Source organism: Aurantimicrobium minutum (assembly GCF_029892845.1).
GTDB classification, from domain to species: Bacteria; Actinomycetota; Actinomycetes; order Actinomycetales; family Microbacteriaceae; genus Aurantimicrobium; species Aurantimicrobium minutum_B.
Window position 1 is genome coordinate 283246 of the sequence record NZ_JARXVT010000003.1, and the last position, 25369, is coordinate 308614.

Below are 25369 nucleotides of genomic sequence, written 5' to 3' on the forward strand. Positions count from 1 at the left end.
GTTCAGAAATTGGTAGACACTAAATTTACATTTTTACCGTGTTGAGAAACAAAGAGATGATGTTCAAGAATTCATGAAAAAAATAGACATTACCGACGGAGTTTGCGCCTATCTTCAAGGAGGGCTGGGCAACCAGCTTTTTATTTATGCGGCGGCATACGCACAGTCAAAAAGACTGAATTGCAATTTGTACGTAGATATTTCTAAGTATTCAAAAAGAGATCCTCTAGATCGACACAAAGAAACACCACGTAAACCCGAACTTATCGGTCTTGGGCTACCTGGGGTGGTTATTGATGATGATTCTCCATGGACTGGTAATTCCCCACGCAGACCTTCATTACTGCGTTTACCCGGTAGCAATTCCAGAAAACTAAACGTTTTCAGGGAGAAAGCTGCTGGGTATAACTCTTCAATTTTAGAAATAAAAAAAGGTACGACTTTATATGGCTATTTTCAGTCATACAAATATTTCGAATCTATTAAAAATGAACTTAAAGAAATCATGCTGTCATGCGAGTTATCTCCTGCTGATAAACGCGCAGTAGCAGAGCTCAATGCTTCTCAAACTACACACGCACATGTAAGGAGAGGCGACTATATTGACCCCGTTGTAGCAGCACACCATGGAATAGCCGGCGTTGAATATTTTGCACGATCCAAACGTCTTATTAGCGAGCTAATTCACGTGAATGAAATGACCATATTTACAGACAGCCCAGAATTGGTAGCCAAAGAATTTGCATCCCTAGATGATTTTTCAATCTTCAACGACTCAGAATTAACTTCATTCGGAGCGATTAGAGCTCTATCACAGGGTTCCGGACTCATTATGAGTAATTCATCGTTCAGCTGGTGGGCGGCATGGCTAATGACAAGGGATAACCAGAAACCAATCGTGGCACCAAGGCCTTGGCAAAGCAATGGATCTGCAGCTGCTGACCTACTCCTACCAGAGTGGATAACACTCGATGCCCGCTAAGGGGCAAGAAACGCAAGATAATGCGAAAACCAAACTCCCAGGCCTAACAGCGAAATTGCATAGGCCATAAACACCCACAAAGGCCACTTTGCCTTAATTACTAATCCGCCGAGAAGTAACATCCCAGGGATTAAACCTGCACCATATCTGGCCGGGAGTTGAAAGTAACTATGTGTCACGAGTGTGAGCATTACCGCTAACAACGGCGCCGCGAGAAGTGCAGATGCTGCCACGGCAACAACCAAAGGGAAATGGTTCTGGTATTTCAAAGTTACGAGCACTGCAGCCAGCACTGAGACGATTGTGAGCCACGAAAGTGGAGCATACACAAATCCTGGTATGTACTCATCTACTGCCCCAGAAGCAATAGATCTAGGCAAAAAACTGGTTAGTTGAATGAATAATTCTTCAATACCAAATGGATGCGAGGCTCCTTGATCCGCTGAGAGAGTGCTTGCTGCCATCAAAGAATTAATACGGAGCCACGCCCATTGTGCTCCTGCTCCAAGAGCAAGTGCGATTGGCCCGATTAACCCTTGATAAACAAGAGTTTTCGTTGTTTTGTTGGGAGAAAATGCTGAATCGCCATGGCGTCGTTGAGTGAAAACCCAAATTGTGTCAGCAAGTAGGTACGCTGCAGCAACACCCACAGAAATCAAATTAATAATCTTAAAAAGTGAAGCAACGACAGCAAAAATGACGAACCAATAACCGGCGATTTCATTTCGAATATATTTTGTTGCTACAAAAAGAAGTAGTGCTCCAAAAAAGAGCGAGCTTGAGTCTGTGCTCACGTATGTATATGTCCACCACACAAATGGAGAAGAAAGGAGCAAAAGTCCAAAAACAAATATGGTCAGGTTTGAAACTGCCCATTTCCGCAATAGCAACCAAAAAAAGAAAATCGATCCTGAGAACCACACAACACCTGAGAGCCTCCACCCTGTCAGTTCAGGAAGACCAGTAATGAAATGAACGAGCTCCCCCACACCAAATGCTGAGTAAAAATACAAAGGGGTATAAGGGTCAGCAGTAGAAATACCAGTGTTGGGGAAGTCCGATAACACCGGTACTTCACCGCAAAGTGTCCCTATGGGGCCGAATGGACTTGTTCCGTGACAAGCAAGAAGGTTGAGAACGAATGGATCAACGATTTCTCCCTTCCGCACTATCCATTGCGAAGGTATCTTCACCAAATAGTCGATGTAAACCCATTCATCTATCGGCGAAGTGGAAAAGGTATGCATTAAGGTCACGGTCGTCAAATACGCAACAGAGATGGCTAAGAGTGAGACCGGAACCCAATAACTAAGCCAAAACTTTTTCGCGGATTTCAACGGATGACGCTCCATCAAGCTATCTGTCATTACCGGCAACCCCACATTTGCTTACTTCTCTTTCATATAAACATAGCCGTAGTCAGGAGAGCTAAGCTTTTATGCATGGGCGTAGATTACACAACAACACTTGTTGTCGTCCCTGCACTTAACGAAGAACTTTCTGTTGCCAACGTAGTCAGGCAAATTGGCAATGAACTCCCCGGCGTCACCTGCTTAGTCGTAAACGATGGCTCACTGGATAGAACTGCATTTGTGGCACTTGAAGCAGGTGCCTTGGTAGCAGACCTTCCATTTAACTTGGGTGTTGGTGGTGCAATGAGACTTGGGTTCAGGTTTGCACTTGAAAATGGATACACAGCAGTTATCCAAATCGACGCCGACGGGCAACATAATCCAGCAGAAGCCCCCAAAATTCTGAAAGAACTCACAAATGCAGACATAGTGATCGGCGCCAGATTTGCTGGCGAAGGCGATTATGTTGCTAACGGGCCAAGAAAATGGGCTATGTCTTTTCTGGCGAAAGTACTCAGCCGAACAGCGCGGATCAAATTGACAGACACTACCTCCGGTTTCCGAGCGGCAGGGCCAAGAGCAATCGAATTGTTTGCAAGCAACTACCCGGTTGAATACCTAGGTGACACCGTTGAATCTTTAGTTTTAGCAGCGCGGGCAGGCTTCGTTATCACCCAAGTTCCTGTGACTATGAGCCCTCGACTTCAAGGCACCCCTTCTCAGAGTCCAATTAAGGCAACACTGTTCTTAGCCAGAGTTGGTCTTGCTGTTCTATTCGCATTTATAAGACCCTCCCTTTCACCCACAAACCGATCTGAATAGAGCAATGATGACAATCCAATACATTCTTGGAATAGCTTCGGCGGCATTTGTACTCATCCTTGTGGTTGAGCTTCTTCGTCGCCGCCAACTCCGAGAGCGCCATGCAGCATGGTGGCTTTTACTTGGAGTTTTTGCTTTAGTCATCAGCATCTACCCACCCTTTTTGGATTGGATAGGCGCCAGTTTAGGCTTCAAAGCACCAATTAACCTTGTTTTTTTTCTGAGCCTGATTATTTTGTTTTTGGTTGCACTTCAACACAGTGCGGAATTAACCAAAATAGAAGGACAAAATCAAAAACTTGTTGAAAAAGTAGCCCTTTTGGAAATAAGACTGAAAAAAATCGAAGATAAGCCTAGGGAATCGAAATAAAGTTTTTAATTTGGCTTACAGTTACATCTCTGGCATTCTCGCCCAAGAGTAAGCGTTTCTTCCACGCAATTGTCCATGCAAGACTGTCATCAAATTTCAACTTATTGCGCCAATTTAGCTGAGCTTCAGATTTACTTGAGTCCAGAGCAAGCAATCCAGCTTCGTGGAGGTGATTCCCCGACGATTCATCAATCCAACTTGCCTCATCTCCCCAAAGCTTGGAAGCAGCATCTGCAATGGACCGCACAGAGACAAAACTTTCAGGGGCCGGACCAAAGTTCCACTCCCCTAAACCGCCACCAGCTAATAGCTCATCGGCAAGTGCCACATAACCATTTACGCAGTCCAAAACGTGTTGCCATGGTCGTACAGCATCTGGGTAACGAATTGAAGTCGGTACACCTTGAGAAAAACTTTGTAGGAGATCTACTAAGAGGCGATCCTTGCTGACATCGCCTCCGCCAATTACATTTCCAGCACGTGCGATAGCAGTAGGAATTCCAGGGAAGCTCTTTATCCAAGATTGGGTCATTATGTCTGCCATAGCTTTGGACGAACTATAAGGATCATCCCCGCCTAAAGATTCATCTTCTTTGTAGCCCTCAACCCGATTTACGTTTTTATAAACCTTGTCTGTGGTAATCACCACATGCGCTTTTACTGAATCAGTATTTGCTACTGCTTCAATAACGTTGAGGGTACCCATCACATTGGTCTCAAAAGTAAGTCTTGGTTCTAAATATGATTCACGAACCAATGGTTGTGCGGCAAGATGGAAAACTACTTCAGGTGAAACATGCTGAACAGCTTTTGCAGTCGCCGCTGCATCTCGAATATCGAGGCGAATGTCGTGTTCTAAGTCGGCATCTAGTCCAGCAACCTCAAAAAGTGCGCCCGGTTCAGGGGCAAGTGAAATACCTGAAACTTGGTGTCCCTGTTGCTTGAGTAACAGAGACAGCCAGGCTCCTTTGAATCCGGTGTGACCCGTTATCAGGTAATGCATTGCTACTTCGTGGCGTCAGTTACGAACTCAATGATGGACTCAGCAATGTAGTCGAGCATTGGTTGAGTAAGTCCCGGGTAAGTTCCAACCCAGAATGTGCGGTTCATCACGATGTCAGTGTTCTTGAGGTCGCCAACTAGACGCCAATCGACATTGCGATATGCAGGCTGCTTAGTCAGGTTTCCAGCGAACAGGAGGCGGGTACCAATCTTGCGAGAATCAAGGAAACGCAAGAGCTCTTCACGGTTTACGGGGTGTGAAGGGTCAAGAGTGATGGGGTAACCGAACCATGAAGGGTCGGACTTGGGTGTTGCCTGAGGAAGGATAAGGCCTTCGACCCCCTGCAACTTGCTGGTGAGGTAGTTGAAGTTATCCTTACGAGCCTGAACAAATCGATCCAGCTTGCTCAGTTGTGAAACGCCCAAAGCGGCTTGCATATCGGTTGCCTTGAGGTTGTAACCGATGTGGCTGTAAATGTACTTGTGGTCATAACCTTCTGGAAGGTCTCCTAGCTGCCATTCGAAGCGCTTAAGGCAGGTGTTGTCACAACCCGTTTCGCAGTAGCAGTCGCGACCCCAGTCGCGGAAAGACTCAACCTGCTTGCGAACAAGAGGAGATTTCACGAAAACTGCTCCACCTTCACCTGTAGTGATGTGGTGAGCTGGATAGAAAGAAACCGTCGCAGTATCACCGAAACTACCGGTTCGCTGACCGTCATAAGTGGAGCCGAGTGCGTCACAAGAGTCCTCAATTAACCAAAGCCCGTGCTCCTTACACAGTTCGCGGACAGTATCGAGATCAAATGGGTTGCCCAGTGTGTGAGCCATCATGATGGCCTTGGTCTTGTTGCTAACGGCTTCACGCAATCTGTCAGAGATTGCATCGTAGGTACCAAGTTCAACATCCACGATTACAGGACGGAGACCATTTTGAATAATGGGGTTAACGGTCGTGGGGAAACCGGCAGCAACAGTAAGAACTTCATCGCCAGGCTGTAGTGCTCGACGGCCTAGCTTGGGACTTGTTAGGCCGCTCAATGCGACTAGGTTTGCGCTGGATCCAGAGTTCACAAAGAGTGCACTCTTAGCTCCTACGTATTTTGCAAGTCCCTCTTCAAAATCTTTGTGGAACCGCCCTGCGGTTAGCCAACCATCCAATGACGCGTCAACAAGAGCCGCAAAATCTTCCTTATCAAGAACTTTTCCAGAAACAGGAACTACGGTCTCACCCGGCTTGAATTCAGAAGTTTTAAGCTTTTGTTCGGCATAACGACGAACATCATCAAGAATTTGCTGACGCTGTAAATCAGAAATTGGACTCACCCCACGAAATTAGATTTGTAGATTACAACTCTACCCCTAGCTCACAGAAGAATAATTGAGTTCAAAGTAAGCTTGATACATAAAGTAGGGGCAATAACCCGACTCAAGCAGAAAGAACCTAATCTGTCATGAAAGCTGTATTGCTTGCCGGGGGGCTTGGTACCCGAATGCGCGAAGAGACTGAATTCCGCCCCAAGCCCATGGTTGAAGTCGGTGGAAAACCAGTCCTCTGGCACATTATGAAAATTCTTGCTCAGCAGGGAATTACTGAATTCATTATTTGTACTGGCTATAAAAGTGAGTACATCAAAAACTATTTCTACAACTACGGTCCCTCGAACATGGACTTCACTGTCACTCTGGGCGATCATTCTGGCATCGAGTATCACGGAAACCATGATGAATTCGATTGGAAAGTAACTGTCGCTGACACTGGTGCAGAAACAATGACCGGCGGACGAATTAAGAAGATACAAAAATACATTGGTGATGAGCCTTTTTTCTGCACCTATGGCGACGGAATCGCTGATGTAGATATCAAAGGACTACTCGAATTCCACAAGTCTCACGGCAAAACTGCTTCAATGACGACCATCCAACCGACAAGCCGTTTTGGAGTTGTTGATATGGGGCATGACGGCGTCGTAGATAAGTTCCGCGAAAAGCCCAAGGTCGAAGACTGGATCAACATTGGATATTTCGTTTTCGAACCAGCCATTTTTGATGAACTTGGAGATAACTCAGTTCTAGAGGAAGAACCGCTTCATAATCTTGCTGAAAAGGGCGAAATTGCAGCCTTTAAACACCGTGGATTCTGGCAGCCAATGGATACATATCGCGAATCTCAGATGTTGAATGACATCTGGAACTCGGGCAAAGCGCCCTGGAAGAGCTGGGAATAATCTGTGTCAACCAAGAAATTAATCTCCATCATTGTTCCCGCTTATAACGAAGAGGATTGTGTCGACGAACTTGCTGCGAGATTGACTTCAGTTTTCGATTCAGAACCAAATTACGATTTCGAATGTGTCATTGTTGAAAATGGATCAATTGACTCAACAATGGAAAAATTGGTTGCAATTAATGCTCGTGATGGAAGATTCAAAATTCTTCAACTTGCGAGAAATTTTCGAATGGATGGCGGCATTACCGCAGGACTTTCAGCGATTACCGGTGATGCTTGCGTATTGATGACTGCAGATCTTCAAGATCCCCCAGAACTGATTCCGACTTTTATCCGAGAATGGGAAAAGGGCTATGAGAACGTTTATGGGGTAGTTACTGAGCGTCAAGGCACAGGAATAATCAGAACTTTCAATTCGAAAGCTTTTTACTGGCTAGCCGGAAAACTTACAAATGATCGAATCACAAAGAACGCGAGTGACTTCCGTCTTATCGACAGGAAAGTCTACGAAGTAGTTCGATCTATGGAAGAACGTAACCGTTTTGTCCGTGGTTTATTCTCCTGGGTCGGCTTCAAATCACTCGGCGTAAAGATGGTTAGACCTCCTCGACATGCTGGAGTTTCGAATGCTCACACACTCAAGGTTCTTGATCTGGCGTTCAAGGGTATTTTCGCTCATTCCTACGTGCCACTCAGGCTAATCACAATCTCTGGTTTCGTTGTTAGCGTTCTAGCGCTGGTTACTCTGATTGTTTTCCTCATCAACTTTGTATTCTTCGGTGTTCCGTTTAATGGCTTCGGAACAATAATTTCCATCATGTTGGTTGGATTTGGAATGATTACTCTTTTATTAGGAGTTATCGGTGAATATTTGGGGCTTGTTTACGAGGAAGTGAAGCATCGTCCAAACTTCATCGTTTCAAACAAAGTTGGCTTTTAATGCCTAAAGTTTTAGTTTTCGGCGGGACAGGTGCTCTGGGTTCTGAAATAGTCAGACACTTCAGAGCTAATGACTGGGAAGTCACAATTGCCAGGCGGACAGGCATAGATGGAAACGTCGATATGTCTAACCCAAATTGGGCAGACCAACTCACGTGCAAATTAGATGCCGTCGTCTGGGCGCAGGGGGCGAATTTTGCAGGAAGCCTGATGGAAATTTCTCTTGAAGACGTCAGAGTCGCTTTCGAAGCAAACGTAATGTTCATTTTGGATACACTCAAAAAACTCAAAAATGCTCAGGCTCTTGAGCACCCGAGCAGGGGGGTCATCCTCAGCTCTGTCTGGCAAGAATTTGCTCGAGAAAATAAACTGGCATATCTCGTGAGTAAGTCTTCCCTCTCTGGCCTCATTCCATCTCTAGCCATGGATTTTGCCTCAGATAAATTCGCTATCAATGCAGTGCTCCCCGGCGTAATTGATACCCCTATGACTCGAAATCAACTTTCCTCTGAACAGATTCAACGTGTCGAAAGCGGAACCCCAGGCGGAACTCTGGCTACACCAGAGCATGTTGCAAAAGCAGTTAGTTTTTTGGCAAGTTCTGCGTCAGCGGGAATTAACGGCCAATCGATCATTGTCGACCGAGGTTGGAGCATAAAGCGTGAAATCTAGTCTTTCTGTCTCCAGTTCGACAGGAGAATATGAAATTCTCATAGGCAAAGGTCTGGTAAATACTTTGCCTACTGACTCTGTCGTACTTGTCGATCCAAACATTACGAAGTTCCTTCCCCAAGAACTCGAGCACGTCATCGAAGTACCAGGAAATGAAGAATCAAAAACTCTGCTTGGTTGCGAAAAAGTTATTCTCAACATGCGTGAGAACGGAGTTCGGAGAGGCCATGCTGTAACCGCAATTGGTGGTGGAGCCATTCAAGATGTAGCCACTTTATCGACGTCTTTATATATGCGTGGAGTTGACTGGAACTACGTTCCGACAACATTAATGTCTATGGCCGACTCTTGTATTGGCGGAAAAAGTTCAATAAATGCGGGTGGTATCAAAAACCTTGTGGGGAATTTTCACCCACCTCGCAAGATATTAATAGATCCAATATTTATTGAAACCCTTCCTCCGGAAGCAATTACCTCAGGTTTATCTGAAGCAGTAAAAATATGTTTCGCACGAGGGCCAGAAGCTTTTTCTCAATATTTAGCATCGCCCGCATCAATTTCACCCGGAAACAATGAAGAAACAGCCCTACTCATTCACCATGTGCTTTCTTCAAAAAAATGGTTTGTGGAAATCGATGAGTTCGATAAAAATGAAAGACAGTTGTTGAATTTCGGGCATTCTTTTGGACACGCGTGGGAAGCGGCTTGTGGGTTCTCTGTTCAACATGGAATTGCTGTATCTGTAGGAATGCTCGCAGCACTGAACCACCCTCGCTCTGCAAATACTGAGGCAATGCTAAAACTCAAGTCATATTGTCAACAGATTGTCCAGCCGGTGCTGCCACAAATACAACTTGCGACTGAATCAACAGACTGGGATGTGTTTAGAGCGGCACTTGGCTCCGACAAAAAGAACAGCTCTGATCAGTTGCGATTAATACTTCCTAATTCGAACTCTGAACTTGAGATAGTTGAAATCCCACTTCTACCCGAACAACTTATTCTTGCAACAACAGCAATCCAGTTAGCACTTAAGGAAATCAGCAATGACTGATGCAGCAAAATATTCTGACCAATTCGTCGATTGGCTTGTTGAAGAGGGCTATACCCATTGTTTCTTTGTTGCAGGTGGAAACATCATGCACTTACTCGACTCAGTACGTACGCGAATGGAGTGTGTTCCCTTTGTCAATGAAATTGGGGCAGCCATCGCTGCAGAATATTTCACTGCTTCTTCTGGAAGTAAAAACAAAAAGGCATTTGTTTTAGTAACAGCAGGGCCAGGACTCACAAATACTGTTACTGCTATCGCAAGCGCCTGGGTCGAAAGTCGGGAGCTGCTTATTGTTGGCGGCCAAGTTAAAAGTTCAGACCTGAGCAGAGGTCTAGTCAGGCAACGAGGCATCCAGGAAATTGACGGTGTTACTTTAGTCGACTCAATCTGCAAAGCAACTTTGCAAATAGATAAACCAGTCTCTAAAGAACTAATAATTTCTCTGATTCGACTAGGTTCAACCCCAAGAAAAGGTCCGGTTTTTCTAGAATTATGCCTAGATGCGCAAGCTGCTGCCCCGTTTGAAACCGAAACTGCCCAACTAAAAGATACTGTGCTTCCCCTCGTCACAGATCAAGAATTGGATCGAGTGCTTGAGTTGCTATCTCAATCACAGCGACCTGCTTTCCTTCTTGGAGGAGGGGTATCACGTGAGGAGGTTCGAAGCCTTGATTCGAAACTTCAAGAATTAGGAATTCCTATTCTCTTAACTTGGAACGGCGCCGACCTCCTTCCTGCTAATAATCCGCTCTACGCAGGAAGGCCTAATACTTGGGGTCAGCGATCAGCAAACATAATTCAGCAACAAGCAGACTTGCTCATCGCTATCGGAACGCGCCTTGGAATACAGCAAACTGGTTTTGCCTGGGAACAATTCCTGCCGGTAGGGAAACTTATTCATGTCGACATTGATGACTCTGAACTGACTAAGGGACATCCTGAATCAGAATTAGCAATACAAGCTGATGCCAATCACTTTTTGACTGCTTTGACACAAAAAGCGGTCTCTCAGCCCGAGTGGCAAGTCTGGAACGACTTCATTGACGTAGTTCGGGAACGGGTACCTCTCAACGACCCTCAAAACGTCACAGGTAATGAATATGTAAAGCCATACGAAATGTTGATGGAACTCTCCAACATCCTTAATGAGGATGACGTATTCGTTCCCAGTAGCAGTGGAAGTGCATTTACCGTTGCAATGCAATCACTTCAGCTCCATGGGAATCAAAAAATTGTTACCAACAAAGGCATGGCGAGCATGGGCTACGGTCTTTCAGGTGCAATTGGCGCGAGCCTCGCCAACAAAGATTCAAAAACAATTTTGATTGAAGGCGATGGCAGCTTCGCACAGAACCTTCAGGAACTAGGAACCGTTGCTTCTCAAAATTTGAAAGTCAAAATTTTACTTTTTGCTAACGATGGCTACGCTTCGATACGGATGACTCAGAGAAATTATTTCAACGGTGCCTGGATTGGTTGTGATTCTTCAACAGGATTAGGACTCCCTGATTGGAATGAATTGGCAAATTCCTTTGGAATTCCATATTTGAGAATGAACCCTAACGAAACATTTTCTGCCGAAATCAAAAATGCGCTGAATTCAGAAGGACCTTCATTCATTGAAGTACCTATTGACCCAGAGCAGACTTTCTTCCCAAAAATCATGTCTTCGGTTCAGCCTGATGGCAGCATGAGCTCCAACCCGCTACATTTAATGCATCCACAACTTTCAGACACTGACGCTAGATCTCTGATGAAATTCATCGAGACTTACTAGGGGGCGCACATGAATAAAACTGAACGCAAAATGACCGACATCCTGAAACAGGGTAAAGAAGAATTCGGTGTTGTTTGTGTCAAGGCAGAGTTTGAAGCTGAGGGTACTCGCGTTGACGAGCTTCTAAGATTGGTTGATATTTCACGTCAGGCTGGCCTCCCACTTACAGTTAAAATTGGTGGCTGCGAAGCAATCCGCGATCTGCTTGAATCCAAGCAGATAGGTGTACGACACGTCGTTGCTCCCATGGTCGAAACTCCTTACGCTTTGAGCAAATACGTCGCGGCCAAGGACGCAATTTTCGACGAAGACGAAAATAATGACACTGACTTTCTCTTCAATATCGAGACAATCACCGGTTACAACAACCTTGATGAAATGCTAATAACGGCAAAAAGCGGACGAGGCCTGAACGGCGTTGTTTTTGGCCGAGTAGATTTCGCAGGTTCTTTGGGGGAAAGCCGCGACACCATTAACACGCCAAAAATTACTGAATACGTAGTCAAAACTGCTCAGAAGACCAAAGACGCTGGACTTGACTTCGTTATGGGAGGTGCGGTCTCAAGTGATGCACTAGATGTTGTTCGTGAAGTAGCTTCTGTTCACTTGACCCGTTTCGAAACACGAAAAATAATTTTTGGTGGAGATTCTGCAACCATCAACAGTATTGAAAAAGGACTAGTAAACGCTGTTCACTTTGAACTTCTATGGCTCCTCAACAAGCGTGATTACTACGGTCGTATCACGGCAGAGGACGCAAAGAGAATTGAAATGCTTGAGTCGCGCTGGCACGTACTCAGTGGAGAAAAGTAAATCTAGTCATAAAAAATGGGTGAGTATCAAAGATACTCACCCATTTTCATGCCCTCGAATGTGTTCAAGATTTGAGAGGTTAAGTCAAGCGGGTCAAAAGACAACTCTCTTTCAAGCTCGCTCCACCGATGAGTATTAGCGAAATAATTATCAGTGCCCTTCTGAGCGGGCTTCGTTCTCGTGATTACCGCTGAAGGATTTATCAGTGCAACTACTTGACGAGCAAGCTCGGCCATTTCGATTAAAGGCCCTTCAGAATTCAATACGATAAAACTTGATTTTTCCGTCTCAGCCAAAGAAAGTGCCAATAAATCTTCCACCGCAGAATATCTTCTAAACACTGGGATTGAAGCTTTGATATGCAACACACCATTGGCAGCTTGTGAAATGAAATCTGTTAAAGCAAAACTTTTTGGCTTTGTTACATAGGCGCCAGACACGCTCCATGCTCTTGCGATAACCCCCCGCTTATTTACTTCGAAAGACAGCTTCTGCAGATCAAGTTCCGCTTTTCGTTTCAGAAAGCCATAAGGATTATCTTCGATTTCACCCAAACCTGCATCTTGAGGAAACACAGCCGCGCCACTTGAAAAAGAGATAAAACGCTTAACAGTTGGAAGGCTTATAAGTTCAACTAGCTGCTGTTGAATCTTCTGATTTTGATTAATGTAATTTGGCAAACCATATTCGTTAATTCTTTCCCTCGTAATAAAAGCGCAGTCAATAATTACTGTGGGTGAAAAAGAACGAATTTGATCGATGTCAAATTTATGAACTTCGAAAGTTTTTCCAAGTGAATTAAAGTTTCGCGTGTGAGAAGCGAGTAATAAACAAGGCAATCCGCTTTTCAACATCAAATTGGCTGCAGTTTGACCAAACCATCCAGAGGCGCCTGTAATCACAATTCGATCATCAGGTTGTAAGTGGCTATCCCAGAGAGTTTGTGAAGAAGGGTTGAGAAGGTGAGCTTTCTTAATCTGTTGGATCAATTGGAGACTCACTCGCTTCTCGGGTTTCGTTTGGCCGTCTGAAGGAAAAATATTTATGGCCCAAATAACTAACAATCGTAAGGACTAACGTAGCAATTCCCTGTGCCAGATACACATTTATGTGACTGGTAAGAACGATTGCGGGAAGTAGGAAAGTGTTGGCGATCAGCGGGACTATGTAAACAGTCTGAAATCTCCAAAAGTCTCGAAACAAATGTCCCTCAACCACAAAAACAAATCTACGGTAGATGGCAAAGGCTACCGTGGAAGATATGAGGTGAGAAACATACAAACTACCTATATAGGTGATGTACCTTCCAAAACTCCACTGGATTGCAGAAAAGATTACAAAACCGAATACGGTGTTGAACCCGCCAGTTAAGAGAAATTTAAACTTCTCATGCCTCACTAGTTTTTTGGCTTTATCCAACATATTCGACTTACTTTAGAGTCTTCTGTAACAAAACAGTCCCAAGCCAACGATCAAATTTGAACCCAACTCGCCCCATTCGTCCAATTTCTTTAAAACCAAAGTCGTCATGAAGCTTGAGAGAGGACTCCGCTCCCCCGTCAGCGATGACGGCAATGATTTCTTTCAATCCAGCTGCTTCAGAACGATTCATGAGCTCCTGCATCAACGCTTTGCCCAACCCTTTTCCAGTTGACGCAGCACGAAGATAAATCGAGTTCTCTACCGTGTAGCGATAGGCGCGCTTTTGCTTCCATGGAGTGACCAGCGCATAGCCAAGCACCTGTTCACCAGGAGATACAGCAACGATAAAGGGCATCTTGAGTTTCTCAAGATAGGCAAATTTCTGCTTCCACTCTTTGAGGGTCATCTGATCTTCATCAAAAGTCACCACGCTGTTGAGAACGTAATAGTTATATATCTCGCGAATATCTGGAAGATCTGCAGCAGTTGCTTCCCTGATTTCAAAAGAAAACGGCGCTTCCGGCTCAGGCCGTTTCTGCAGATGCAGCGGCAGCTGGCGTGGTTTGAGATATTCCTCTGGAAGCACGAGCACAAGCCTACTGACTAGAACAACACAGAATTGCTTGGCAACGCCCAATTAATGGGCGCCTGGCCAAGCTCTATAAGGGCTTTGTTCACCTTGCTGAATGGCTTCGAATCAAAGAAACCCCGAGAGGCAGAAAGCGGACTCGGGTGAACTGACTCGATAACTACAGTTTCAGCCAGAAATGGTTTTGCTGAAATCGCGTCATTCCCCCATAGCAAAGCAACGAGTGCGCTTCCTGCGCGCCCATCGAGTGCCGTGAGCGCACACTCTGTGACCTGTTCCCAACCAATTCCTCGGTGAGATCCTGCTTCACCTGCGCGAACAGTCAAAACCCTGTTTAAAAGCATGACTCCCTGGTCTACCCAGGGCTGGAGATCACCTTTAGCTGGTTGCTCGCAACCGATATCTGTTTGTAGTTCGGTGAAGATGTTCTTCAAACTTCGTGGCAATGTGAGCTGTTCAGCTGCCACGGAGAAGGAAAGGCCGACTGCATCTCCTGGAGTTGGATACGGGTCTTGTCCAAGGATGACGACCCTGACCTTCTCAAAAGGAGTCTTGAAAGCCCTCAGGATGTTCTCTGGTTCAGGAAATACTTGATGCCCGGCAGCTAATTCTTTGTTCAGCTTGAGCACTATCTGATTGAGCACTTCTTGAACCGGGGCAAGAACTTCGACCCAACTTGAATCAATGAAACCCTGCTGGGCTAATTCCTCAAGATTGAGGGTGATTGTCATCGTGTTTGTGACCGTCGTTCTGATGTGAGGCGTGTTCTTGAGACTTTTTGTGAACTGTCTGGACCTTTTCACTGAGGTAGGAGATCACGGTTGCTGTTGTTGCACCCACGATGACAACTCCGCCCAACATCAACAGAGATGCGTAAATGCGTCCCATGACGGTCACGGGGATCATGTCTCCATAACCAACTGTGGTGATGGTCTCGATTGCCCACCATACCGAGTCGCCGTAGTTCGTGATGGTGGCGCCCACTGCGTCACGCTCAGCCGCATAAACAGCCAAAGAAAGAACGTAGATATACATCAAAGCGAATGAAGCCGCATATGCGACCAACCGTGCACGCACAGAGGAACCTTGGCGTCCTCGGAAGAAACGCAGTCGCGAGAGATACATCAACAACAGGAAAGGTCTGATAAACGGAATGGCCATCGAAATGAGGTCAATCACATTGCGTTTGAAATACAGCCGTTTGTTCGTGGAGAGGGTTAATCGCACGAAGTAATCGATGATGAACGTCAGCCAGATAACTGTGAGGCCTAGAAGGATGATTTTGTCGAGTCCACGGGTGAAAACCTCATCGTCGAGGATGAGGACTGAGTAGCCCAACAGGAAGATGAATGACAAAAAGATAAAAGGGAGTGTGGTGTATTTCTCCCAGATGATTTCTTTGGGGCTTCTGGTGTCTTCAACTAGAACACCTGCGGAGTTCATGATCAGTGGCTTAGGACTCGATTCCATAGTTCTAGGCTAGTTAATATGAGCACACAGCGGGTCGCGTTATGGGATAACGCCCGTTTTGGAGCTATTGCTCTCATGGTGGCAGGCCATACACTAACCAAAATGGTGGGCGAGAACGACGCCGCTTTCACTCTTTACGTCTTTATCTATGCTTTCCATGTTCCCGTCTTTGTCGCCGTTTCTGGCTACTTCACAAAGGGAACAGCACCAGACGATAAGCGCATACGCACTGTGTTCACAGACATCGTGGTTCCGTACATCATCTTTGAAGTGATCTGGTCAGTAGTTCTCTTCTTCTATAACGGAAATTTCCGCCTTGACCTCACCAGGGCTTCTTGGACTCTCTGGTTCTTGCTTGCACTGGCTATCTGGCGCATCGTTCTGCCTTATTTGGTGGCTTTGAAATACCCACTGCTGATTAGCATCGTGATTTCCATTACTGCCGGCTACTTTCCTATCGATCAGACCTTCTCAGCTGCACGAGTTCTCGGGTTTTTGCCTTTCTTCGTCTTTGGCTGGCAACTCCGGGAATGGAACCTCGGCGAGCGCTGGATGGCGCTCAGCTCACAATCAGTCATTCGTTGGCGAGTAGTGGCAGCAGCGTTCATGGCTCTTGTCGCAATCGGAATTGCAATCAGCGTTCCCTTCCTCCGAGAAGTTCAAATTAGAAGTTTCATTACCTATGACTCTGGCTATGCCACCTTCGGATATGACCAGTGGTGGGGTGGCTTAGGCCGTCTCGCCACCATGCTGGTGGCTGCGGCCATGATTATGGCCTTCTTGGTTCTGATTCCTCGTGAACAAACATGGTTTACCCAGTTCGGTCAAGCAACGATGTATGTCTACTTGCTCCACACCTTCGTGCTTTATCCCCTGCGTGAGAACGGCGTTCTCGATGGCGAGCGTCCCCTCTGGTACATCCTCTTGGCCGTAATTGGTTCATTCGGTTTGACCGTTCTTCTGTCCACAAAACCGGTGGTGAAGCTGTTCAAGCCGATTGTTCAACCGAACCTCAATTGGCTCTTTGTTACACCACGTGACTTGCGTAATTGAGTAGTGCTCCTGGCGGGCGTAACGTCAAAGCAAGTTTTCACCACCTGCCTAAGGAGCACACCATGAGCAATGACCAAGCAAACTGGAAGTTTGAAACCAAGCAGATCCACTCGGGCGCGCAGCCTGACCCCGTCACCAACGCGCGTGCGACTCCGATCTACCAGACCACTTCTTACGTCTTCAACAATGCAGAGCACGCAAAGAATCTCTTTGCTCTTGCAGAGTTCGGAAACATCTACACCCGCATCCAGAACCCCACGCAGGACGTTGTAGAGCAGCGTGTAGCAGCTCTTGAAGGTGGAACCGCAGCACTTCTGGTTTCCTCAGGCCAAGCTGCTGAAACATTCGCTGTTCTGAACATTGCTGAAGCAGGCGACCACATTGTGTCTTCGAGCTCCATCTATGGAGGTACCTACAACCTGTTCAAGTACACCCTGGCCAAGCTCGGTATCGAAGTTACCTTCGTCGAGAACCAGGATGACGCAGACGAATGGCGCGCAGCTGTTCGCCCCAACACCAAGCTCTTCTTCGGTGAAACCATTGGTAACCCTCGCATCAATATCTTGGACATTTCACTTGTATCCAAGGTTGCTCATGAGGCTGGAATTCCCCTCATCGTGGACAACACCATCGCTACCCCCTACTTGATTCGCCCTCTCGAGCACGGTGCTGACATCGTGATCCACTCCGCAACCAAGTTCCTGGGTGGCCACGGAACTGTTATCGGTGGTGTCATCGTGGACGGTGGCAAGTTTGAATGGTCCAAGAACGTCGAGAAGTTCCCAGGCCTCACCGAACCAGACCCCTCGTACCACGGTGCGAGCTACACCACCGTTCTTGGCGACGCTATTGCGTACATCATCAAGGCCCGTGTTCAGCTTCTTCGTGACCTCGGTTCCTCCATCGCTCCTGCGAGCGCATGGCAGATCATCCAGGGCATCGAAACCTTGAGCCTGCGTATTGAGCGTCACGTGGAGAACGCAACCGCTGTTGCACAGTGGTTGGAAGCACACCCCCAGGTGGCTTCCGTCAACTATGCAGCGCTGCCATCCAGCCCCTGGTACACCGCAGCTAACCGTTACGCCCCTAAGGGTGTTGGTGCTGTGCTGTCTTTCGAACTCAAGGGCGGTGTTGAGGCTGGCAAGGCATTCGTAGACAACCTCGAACTGTTCAGTCACTTGGCAAACATCGGTGACGTACGTTCACTGGTTATCCACCCTGCTTCCACCACTCACTCGCAGCTCACTCCTGAGCAGCAGCTGACAAGTGGTGTAACTCCTGGTTTGGTTCGCCTCTCAGTAGGTCTTGAGAACATTGAAGACCTTAAGGCAGACCTCGAGAAGGGTCTTGCTGCTGCCGCAGCAATCTAGGACTCAACGCACTAGTAACTAGTCGAGGGGCTTGGCCTTGGAGTAGCGTCTACTCCATGGCTGAGCCCCTCGTTCTTGTTTCAACTATTGGTCACATTCGTCATCTGCATCTCAATCGTGCAGAGAAGATGAATGCTGCAAATAGGCAGATGCTCTCTGAGCTTTCCCTGGCGTATGCCGAGGCAGACCGCGACGACAACGTCCGCGTTGTCGTCGTCTCTGCCACAGGTGACCACTTCACAGCTGGTCTGGACCTTGGGGATGTGTTAGGAACAGCATCACAATCTGGATTAGAACTCACCCCTAAAGGCGGCATTGACCCCTGGGGAATCACAACAGCCCCCATATCTAAGCCCGTTATTGTGGCAGTTCAAGGAACATGCCTCACACTCGGCGTCGAATTGATCCTTGCTTCTGAGATGGCAGTAGCGGATGACACAACTGTCTTCGGTCAGCTCGAGGTAACCAGAGGCATCATGCCTTTCGGTGGGGCAACTACCCGCTTCGCCCAGCGCGTGGGCTGGGCACATGCTTCTCGTTATCTCCTCACCGGTGAAACTTTCACCGCAGCAGAAGCTCAACGTATTGGACTGGTCAATGAAGTTGTTCCTGCTGGAACCCAGGTCGAGAGAGCGCTTGAACTAGCTGGTCTCATTGCAGAACAGGCTCCACTGGCTGTTCAAGCGACTTTACGGAACGCACGGGTAGCTCGTGCTGCAGTTGAGAAAGAAGCGCTCAGCCAACTTCCGAAGGAATTGGAAGCGCTGATTGGCAGCCAAGACTTCCAAGCAGGTGTTGCCGCGTTTAATACGAGGTCAAAACCAGAGTTTCTGGGTAATTAGCTTAAGATGGTAATCATTTTGATCCTTTGGATGCAGAACAGTGTTTATAAGAATCAATTTGGTTGATAAGTGCTGAACCCTAGCGAATTCCACTGAGCTAGTCTGAATATGTTGTTGGAAACACACTCAACAGGCATTCTAAGAAGCCGGGCTTCGAAAGATCAGAGTATTAGATAGGGCAAGTTTGTGAAATTGATTACCACAAACCAAACTTTCTGGCTGACCTTTTCTGGTTTACTCAGAAATGCAGGAGTGATTGTGGTGTTGATTGTTCTAGCTAACACTTCAGGGGCTGCAAGTGTGAGTGAATACTCGTTGAGCCTTGCAATTACAACTCCATTTTTTATATTTGCTCAATTGGGCTTAAAAAGCCTTTACTTAACAAAGCATGCTGACCATCGTCAAAAAACTTATCTTTTAGTCCTTGGCGTTGCACTTACTTTTGCTTTTATTATCTCTGTCGCAGCAACTTCAATTTTTACTCCGACTTTGATTATTGTTGTTGCCCTAGTCGCCTTTTCGAAAGTTATAGATTCATTTTCTGATCTATTGACTGCACCTTTGCAACGTGCCCAGAAGGCGCAATTTATCGCAGTTGTTTACGGAATCAATGCGCTATTTTGCTCGGTTGGGGTAATCGTAATACTTACCCATTCATTGAATCTCGTATATGCCCTTGCCTGGATTCTCCTTTTCAGCATTTTCAATATGTGCGCTCTTTTAATCCCTGTTGCATTACATACAACTCGAAAATACTTATCCCACGTCGAGAGCGATCCAACAAATACCCGAGAACTCCTTCGAGTCACACATGCGGGATTGCCATTAGGAATCTCGACAGGGTTATTTGCTCTAACTGCTTCTGTCCCTCAATATCTTCTAGCCCACCAAGGGGAAATCGATGCAGTGGGATTTTTGTCAATTTTGTTATATGCCTTTGGGCTAGCTGAATTACTTGTTGGAAGTGCATCGCAAAGTTGGATTCCTGAAGCGCGAAAGTATTTCACTTCACCTTCCCTGGTGAAAGAGTTCAAAAAGTTACTCTCAAAAACTGTTACCAAATGGACAATCAGCCTAATTCCACTATTTCTGGTCGGCATTGTTTCTTCATGGTTTGTCATACCAATGGTTTTCGCAAATGACTATCGAATGACAATCCCCATTACTCTGCCGCTAATTGTTTCTTTGTTTTTGTTACCAAATCTTCAATTTGGAAACATTGCCATCTTGGTTGCAAACCTCTACTCAACTGAGATTATTCTTGCTTTAGCAGCCTTAGTAATTGTCCTTGGCACTGGATTTATACTTATTCCAATTTGGGGCCTACCTGGCGCCCTTTGGTCTTTAACTCTCTCATCACTTATAAGAATATTTATTGGCAGGTTTCTTCTTGGATTGAAAGTCAAAAATTCTTACGCAAAAGAATAATCACCTCTAGAACTAGGAAATGAATGGATTGGCAAGATTCCGCCGACAACCTGCCCTCAGGCTTTATTACTGATGAGCAGGTTCGTTCTGTTGCCGGAAAGCCTCCTGTTACAGGTGCATGGCGCGACGGTGATGCTCCAGGCAACCGTCAGTTCGCAAACCTAGGCCCCTTTGACTTTGAATGTGGTGGATCACTCCCCCATGTTCGAATTGCTTATGAAACCTGGGGCACGCTCAATGAGGCCAAAGACAATGCTGTGCTTGTCCTTCACGCCCTCACTGGAGACAGCCACGTTGTTGGTCCAGCCGGAGGTGGCCACACCACAGCGGGCTGGTGGAACGAAGTAGTAGGTTCAGGCCTCGCTATCGACACCGATAAGTGGTTTGTCGTTGCACCGAATGTTCTAGGCGGGTGCCAAGGGTCTACTGGCCCTGCTTCACTGGCTCCAGATGGCTACGAGTGGGGTTCACGATTCCCATACACAACTATTCGTGACCAGGCACGTGCTCAGGCGCAGTTCTCTGACGTTATTGGCATTGAGAAGTGGGCAGCGGTTATTGGTGGCTCTATGGGCGGCATGCATGCCCTCGAGTGGGGAGCAATGTTCCCCGAGCGCGTAGAGCGTCTAGCTGTACTTGCTGCCCCACCTGCCACCAGTGCCGATGAAATCGCACTGAACACTGTTCAGATAGAAGCAATCATGCTTGATCCTTCTTTCCGTGCTGGTCATTACTACGAAGCACGTGATGGTGAGGGCCCGTTCCGTGGCCTTGCATTGGCACGCCGTATTTCATTCCAGAACTTCCGCACACCTTCTGAGCTCAACGAGCGCTTTGACCGCTCCTCGCAAAGCAACATTAGCCCGCTTGGTAAAGGTGGTCGCTTTGCTGTTGCGAGCTATCTCGACTTCCACGGCAACAAGTTCACCCGCCGTTTTGATGCCAACAGCTACGTGACCCTCGTTGAGGCGATGAACTCACATGACTTGGGCCGAAACAGAGAAAGCATTGAATCAGTGTTGGAAACGATCACAATTCCCACATTGATCATTGGTATTGATAGCGACCGCTTCTTCCCACTCGCTGGTCAGAAGAGACTTGCTGCTCACATTCAGGGAAACATCAATGGTGACGAGCCAGCCTTGCTGGAATCAGACTTTGGTCACGATGCATTCTTGATTGAATCAGAGTTCGTGGGTAAACAATTATCAAAATTGTTATCCAAATAGAGGTCAGTTAATGACGGATGACCTTGTCAATGTAGTGAGTGCCCTCTGCATCTAGCGCCTCAATGTCGGAATCAACCATGATCTGCGCTAGCTCAGGAGTAAGTACTTTGGGAACCCAACCAAGTGCGTTTCTTGCTCTCGAAGAATCACCAACCAGAGCGTCAACCTCTGTTGGACGAAGGTAACGCTCGTCAAACTTCACGTATTGTTCCCAGTCCAATCCAACATGTTCGAAAGATAGCTGAAGGAAATCACGAACTGTGTAGTCAGTACCGGTTGAAACTACGTAGTCATCTGGAGTGTCATGCTGAAGCATCATCCACATAGCTTCGACATATTCAGGCGCATAACCCCAGTCTCGAACTGCATCAAGGTTGCCCATGAATAGTTCGTTCTGGATACCTGCCTTGATTCGAGCAACTGCACGAGTGATTTTTCTTGTGACAAACGTCTCACCGCGACGGGGAGATTCGTGGTTGAAAAGAATGCCATTTACGGCAAACATTCCGTAACCTTCGCGGTAATTACGTGTGACCCAATAGGAATAAAGCTTTGCAGCGCCATAAGGAGAACGAGGGTAGAAGATGGTGTCTTCGTTCTGTGGCGGAGGGGTTGCTCCAAACATTTCTGAGCTCGATGCTTGGTAGTAGCGGCAATCGAGGCCGACCATTCTGATCGCTTCAAGGAGACGGATTGATCCCAAACCTGTTGAGTTCCCTGTGTATTCAGGTTCATCGAAACTTACTCGAACGTGAGACTGAGCGGCAAGGTTATAAACCTCGTCTGGCCGAATCGAGTCGAGAAGTGTTACGAGTCGAGAACCATCGCTCAAATCTCCATAGTGCAGGAAAAGGCGAGTTCCTGAAAGGTGTGGGTCGTTATAAAGGTGGTCAATTCGCGAAGTGTTGAAGGTAGAAGCCCTACGGATAACACCGTGAACTTCATATCCCTTTTCCAAAAGCAATTCAGCAAGATAGCTGCCATCTTGACCGGTGATTCCCGTGATGAGTGCTTTTTTTGGGGACTCTGGAGTCATTACTTTTCACCTAGGCCAATTGTTGATTCAAATACTCACCCAAGACTAGCTCAGGTGTTTTCAATCTGACGGCAACAGCAAAGAATAAGCTGAGGGAAGTAATTTTGCGGGTTGAATACCTAGTTGAGGATTGGCTTGATGAACATATCTAAAGAAGCGAAAATTTATATCGCGGGACATAGAGGACTTGCAGGCGGTGCAATCTGGAGAAAACTCGAATCGTCAGGCTATCAAAACCTAATTGGTAGAACGTCCAAAGAACTAGACCTAACCGACCGAGACCGTACTTTTCAATTCATTAGTGAAGAACTTCCTGACGTCATTGTTGACGCTGCTGCCAGGGTCGGTGGTATCCAAGCAAATAACTCTTTCCCTGCAGAATTTTTAAGCGAAAATTTACAAATTCAAACAAACCTCATGGATGCCGCAAATAAATATGAGGTTGACAAGTTACTTTTTCTTGGTTCATCATGCATTTACCCAAAGTTTGCTATGCAACCCATAAAGGAAGACTCCTTACTTACTGGTGCGTTGGAGCCTACTAACGATGCGTATGCGATAGCCAAAATTGCTGGGATTATGCAAGTTCAAGCCTCGAGACGACAATACGGTCGTCATTGGATATCTGCTATGCCTACGAATCTTTATGGCCCCGGAGATAACTTTCACCCCGAGCATTCTCACGTCTTACCTGCATTGATGCGGAGAATTCATGAAGCAAAAATAAACAATTTACCTGAGGTCGTCATCTGGGGCTCAGGAACTCCTCGCAGAGAATTTCTCTACGTCGATGACCTGGCAGATGCCTGCATATTCTTACTCAATCACTACGATTCACCAGACACCATCAATGTTGGAGTTGGCTCTGACGTGTCGATAAGTGAGCTGGCTAAGTTAATTGCAGACGTAGTTGGCTACGAAGGATTACTCTCCCAGGACTTGTCAAAACCTGACGGTACTCCTCAAAAATTACTAGACGTTTCAAGAATAAATTCTCTAGGTTGGGAAGCTCGAACATCATTAGACGATGGAATTGACAAGACATACAGATGGTTCCTTGAAAACGAAGCAAACGTTCGCAACAAATGATTCGTCATTCAACGAATACATTTTAGGATTCCAAACCCGCCCTGTGACTTATCAGGAAACTTTCAACTAAATGTTTAGACTTAAACATTATGAGGATTATTGGAAAAGGTGCGAGTAAACGAGTCGTTGTCTTAACGATTTTTGCTCTACTTTTTTCAATGTTCAACGCAACATCACTCAGCAACACAGCTGCGAAAGCGGCAGACTTAAGCCAGTTTGATGCTGGAAACATCATCAGTGACTCAAAGTTTTTTGATGGAAACGCCCTATCTGCATCTGGTGTTCAGGATTTTCTAAACTCAAAGGTTCCGAACTGCACGATTAATAATGGGAATCCGTCACATCAGGCAGGTGCACCCTGGGGATCTACCTCGATTGCAGATACCTGTTTACGTGATTATTTCCAACAAACACCAGATATGGCAGCTCAACCAGGATATTGCTCTGCCTACCCAGGCTCTCCGAGAGAAAACGCAGCAACAATAATTGCCAAAGTTGGACAAGTTTGTAACATCAGTCAAAAAGTTCTTCTAGTACTTTTGGAAAAAGAACAGTCCCTCATTTCTGACTCATGGCCTACTGTTAGACAAATTAATCAGGCGACAGGATTCGCTTGCTACGATAACGGCCAACCTTGCGTCGTCGACTATGCCGGATTTTTTTATCAGGTTTGGTCTGCAGCACGACAACTTCAGCGTTACGGCACCGGTTCATTTACGTGGTATCCAGTTGGCCAGGTTTCAAACATTGCTTATCAAGCAAATGCGCCTTGGTGCGGCACCAAGAGTGTATATATTCAAAATCGAGCAACAGCCGCGCTCTACTACTACACGCCCTACACGCCCAATGATGCAGCTCTAAATGCTGGTTACGGAACCGGTGATTCTTGTTCCGCGTATGGGAACCGAAATTTTTATCAGTTATTCGTTGACTGGTTTGGAAGCACCAGAGGCTTTGAAACAATCGGCCCAATTAAGGCTTACTACGACTCTATTGGTGCAGCTTCGAGCTATCTTGGATACCCGACTTATACCCAGTTCTGTGGGTTGAAATTGTCTGCCTGTTTCCAAAACTTTAGTGGTGGAAGTATCTACTCAGTTCCTGGAGTTGGAACCTTCGATATAAAGTCTGAAATACGCCCAGGATGGGCTTCCCAAGCATTCGAAAATGGCTGGCTCGGCTACCCCACAAGTAGGACTTATTGTGGGCTTATCAACGGTGGTTGTTACAACTCATTTCAAGGTGGTTTTGTTTTTTGGTCTCCGACTTCCGGATCTCATGCATTAACCGTCGACTACAGAGAAAGCTGGGGAAATTTCGGTTTTGAGAGTGGTTGGCTTGGATACCCAACTACTGACCCAATCTGTGGATTAGTTAACACTGGGTGCTACCAACAATTTCAGGGAGGATACATCTTCTCCTCTCCGGCAACAGGGGCGCATCCAGTCAAACCCGAAGTGAGAACACTCTGGTCTCAATACGGTTTCGAATCTGGAATCCTTGGGTATCCGACAAGCGATCCAAGCAACACTTCGACTACATACACTCAAACGTTCCAAGGCGGAACAGTAACCGTCACCAACGGAGTCGCACGCATATCTGCCTCCATAGACCCTTGGGTTAACGGAATCATCACAAACTCCTGGCTCGGAAACATGACTTCACCTAAATGGTGTGGACTCAAAGACAGCGGTTGCTTCCAAATCTTCCAAAACGGATTCCTCTTCATCACTCCTGCAACAGGGGCGCATCCAGTCAAACCCGAAGTGAGAACACTCTGGTCTCAATACGGTTTCGAATCTGGAATCCTTGGGTATCCGACAAGCGATCC

General features: G+C 46.5%; 24 protein-coding genes and 1 pseudogene. 16 read left to right on the forward strand and 9 right to left on the reverse strand.

Annotation, left to right across the window (positions count from 1 at the left end):
• Positions 1-73: 73 nt before the first annotated feature.
• Complete coding sequence (locus M2118_RS05920; RefSeq protein ID WP_280795005.1) at positions 74-982, forward strand: alpha-1,2-fucosyltransferase; 909 nt, start codon at positions 74-76, stop codon at positions 980-982.
• Here the strand turns inward: M2118_RS05920 and M2118_RS05925 are convergent.
• Positions 979-2349, reverse strand: a complete 1371-nt coding sequence (locus M2118_RS05925) for a hypothetical protein (protein WP_280795006.1) — start codon at positions 2347-2349, stop codon at positions 979-981. The two genes, M2118_RS05920 and M2118_RS05925, sit on opposite strands and share 4 nt — an antisense overlap.
• Before the next feature lie 75 nt (positions 2350-2424).
• On the opposite strand from M2118_RS05925, the gene M2118_RS05930 reads away from it, so the two are divergent.
• Together M2118_RS05930 and M2118_RS05935 are read left to right on the forward strand one after the other, a co-directional pair.
• Entirely contained in the window at positions 2425-3156 is a 732-nt protein-coding gene (locus M2118_RS05930; RefSeq protein ID WP_280795007.1) for a glycosyltransferase family 2 protein, read from the forward strand.
• 4 nt (positions 3157-3160) lie between these two features.
• On the forward strand, positions 3161-3526 hold the full coding sequence (locus M2118_RS05935) for a DUF2304 domain-containing protein (RefSeq protein ID WP_280795008.1): 366 nt from the start codon (positions 3161-3163) through the stop codon (positions 3524-3526).
• Here the strand turns inward: M2118_RS05935 and rfbG are convergent.
• Both rfbG and rfbH read right to left on the reverse strand, forming a co-directional pair.
• A complete protein-coding gene (gene rfbG / locus M2118_RS05940; RefSeq protein WP_280795009.1) occupies positions 3510-4529 on the reverse strand; it encodes a CDP-glucose 4,6-dehydratase in 1020 nt (339 codons plus the stop codon). The genes M2118_RS05935 and rfbG overlap by 17 nt on opposite strands.
• Before the next feature lie 2 nt (positions 4530-4531).
• Complete coding sequence (rfbH, locus tag M2118_RS05945) at positions 4532-5851, reverse strand: lipopolysaccharide biosynthesis protein RfbH (RefSeq protein WP_280795010.1); 1320 nt, start codon at positions 5849-5851, stop codon at positions 4532-4534.
• A 128-nt stretch (positions 5852-5979) separates the two neighbouring features.
• On the opposite strand from rfbH, the gene rfbF reads away from it, so the two are divergent.
• From rfbF to M2118_RS05975, 6 genes are all read left to right on the forward strand, one after another.
• Positions 5980-6753, forward strand: coding sequence for a glucose-1-phosphate cytidylyltransferase (rfbF, locus tag M2118_RS05950; protein WP_280795011.1), 774 nt, complete (start codon positions 5980-5982; stop codon positions 6751-6753).
• A 3-nt stretch (positions 6754-6756) separates the two neighbouring features.
• Positions 6757-7695, forward strand: coding sequence for a glycosyltransferase family 2 protein (locus M2118_RS05955; protein ID WP_280795012.1), 939 nt, complete (start codon positions 6757-6759; stop codon positions 7693-7695).
• Positions 7696-7817: 122 nt separating this feature from the next.
• Positions 7818-8366 carry an SDR family NAD(P)-dependent oxidoreductase gene (locus tag M2118_RS05960; RefSeq protein WP_280795013.1) on the forward strand — a complete coding sequence of 183 codons (549 nt, stop codon included), beginning with the start codon at positions 7818-7820 and terminating at the stop codon, positions 8364-8366.
• Positions 8356-9420 (forward strand): 3-dehydroquinate synthase, encoded by a 1065-nt coding sequence (locus tag M2118_RS05965; protein WP_280795014.1) that lies wholly within the window; start codon positions 8356-8358, stop codon positions 9418-9420. The genes M2118_RS05960 and M2118_RS05965 overlap by 11 nt, the downstream gene beginning before the upstream one ends.
• Positions 9413-11197 carry a thiamine pyrophosphate-binding protein gene (locus M2118_RS05970; RefSeq protein ID WP_280795015.1) on the forward strand — a complete coding sequence of 595 codons (1785 nt, stop codon included), beginning with the start codon at positions 9413-9415 and terminating at the stop codon, positions 11195-11197. The genes M2118_RS05965 and M2118_RS05970 overlap by 8 nt, the downstream gene beginning before the upstream one ends.
• Positions 11198-11206: 9 nt before the next feature.
• Positions 11207-12010 (forward strand): aldolase/citrate lyase family protein, encoded by an 804-nt coding sequence (locus M2118_RS05975; protein ID WP_280795016.1) that lies wholly within the window; start codon positions 11207-11209, stop codon positions 12008-12010.
• A gap of 26 nt (positions 12011-12036) precedes the next feature.
• Here the strand turns inward: M2118_RS05975 and M2118_RS05980 are convergent, their stop codons facing one another.
• The 5 genes from M2118_RS05980 to M2118_RS05995 all read right to left on the reverse strand — a co-directional run bounded on the left by M2118_RS05980 (position 12037) and on the right by M2118_RS05995 (position 15491).
• Positions 12037-12912, reverse strand: coding sequence for an NAD(P)-dependent oxidoreductase (locus tag M2118_RS05980; RefSeq protein ID WP_280795017.1), 876 nt, complete (start codon positions 12910-12912; stop codon positions 12037-12039).
• A gap of 70 nt (positions 12913-12982) precedes the next feature.
• Positions 12983-13432: a GtrA family protein gene (locus M2118_RS08880; protein WP_432418381.1), complete on the reverse strand. Its 450-nt coding sequence runs from the start codon at positions 13430-13432 to the stop codon at positions 12983-12985.
• Positions 13433-13439: 7 nt separating this feature from the next.
• Positions 13440-14018, reverse strand: a complete 579-nt coding sequence (locus tag M2118_RS05985; protein WP_280795018.1) for a GNAT family N-acetyltransferase — start codon at positions 14016-14018, stop codon at positions 13440-13442.
• Between the two features lie 17 nt (positions 14019-14035).
• On the reverse strand, positions 14036-14752 hold the full coding sequence (locus M2118_RS05990) for a uracil-DNA glycosylase (protein ID WP_280795019.1): 717 nt from the start codon (positions 14750-14752) through the stop codon (positions 14036-14038).
• Positions 14730-15491, reverse strand: a complete 762-nt coding sequence (locus tag M2118_RS05995) for a potassium channel family protein (RefSeq protein WP_280795020.1) — start codon at positions 15489-15491, stop codon at positions 14730-14732. The genes M2118_RS05990 and M2118_RS05995 overlap by 23 nt, the downstream gene beginning before the upstream one ends.
• Before the next feature lie 18 nt (positions 15492-15509).
• Here M2118_RS05995 and M2118_RS06000 point away from each other — a divergent pair, with 18 nt between their 5' ends.
• The 5 genes from M2118_RS06000 (at position 15510) to metX (ending at position 21413) form a co-directional block, all read left to right on the forward strand.
• Positions 15510-16544, forward strand: a complete 1035-nt coding sequence (locus tag M2118_RS06000; RefSeq protein WP_280795021.1) for an acyltransferase family protein — start codon at positions 15510-15512, stop codon at positions 16542-16544.
• A gap of 62 nt (positions 16545-16606) precedes the next feature.
• Complete coding sequence (locus M2118_RS06005; RefSeq protein ID WP_280795022.1) at positions 16607-17914, forward strand: bifunctional o-acetylhomoserine/o-acetylserine sulfhydrylase; 1308 nt, start codon at positions 16607-16609, stop codon at positions 17912-17914.
• A 56-nt stretch (positions 17915-17970) separates the two neighbouring features.
• Positions 17971-18756, forward strand: a complete 786-nt coding sequence (locus M2118_RS06010) for a crotonase/enoyl-CoA hydratase family protein (RefSeq protein ID WP_280795023.1) — start codon at positions 17971-17973, stop codon at positions 18754-18756.
• 186 nt (positions 18757-18942) lie between these two features.
• Positions 18943-20184: a lipopolysaccharide biosynthesis protein gene (locus tag M2118_RS06015; RefSeq protein ID WP_280795024.1), complete on the forward strand. Its 1242-nt coding sequence runs from the start codon at positions 18943-18945 to the stop codon at positions 20182-20184.
• A 23-nt stretch (positions 20185-20207) separates the two neighbouring features.
• Positions 20208-21413, forward strand: coding sequence for a homoserine O-acetyltransferase MetX (gene metX, locus M2118_RS06020; RefSeq protein ID WP_280795025.1), 1206 nt, complete (start codon positions 20208-20210; stop codon positions 21411-21413).
• Positions 21414-21420: 7 nt separating this feature from the next.
• Here the strand turns inward: metX and gmd are convergent, their stop codons facing one another.
• Entirely contained in the window at positions 21421-22449 is a 1029-nt protein-coding gene (gmd, locus tag M2118_RS06025) for a GDP-mannose 4,6-dehydratase (protein WP_280795026.1), read from the reverse strand.
• A 138-nt stretch (positions 22450-22587) separates the two neighbouring features.
• Between gmd and M2118_RS06030 the strand changes: the two genes are divergently transcribed.
• The gene (locus M2118_RS06030) at positions 22588-23538 is read left to right on the forward strand and encodes a GDP-L-fucose synthase family protein (protein ID WP_280795027.1); all 951 of its coding nucleotides are present in this window, start codon (positions 22588-22590) and stop codon (positions 23536-23538) included.
• Positions 23539-23627: 89 nt separating this feature from the next.
• Positions 23628-25369: pseudogene (locus M2118_RS06035) on the forward strand (hypothetical protein); the annotation flags it as partial.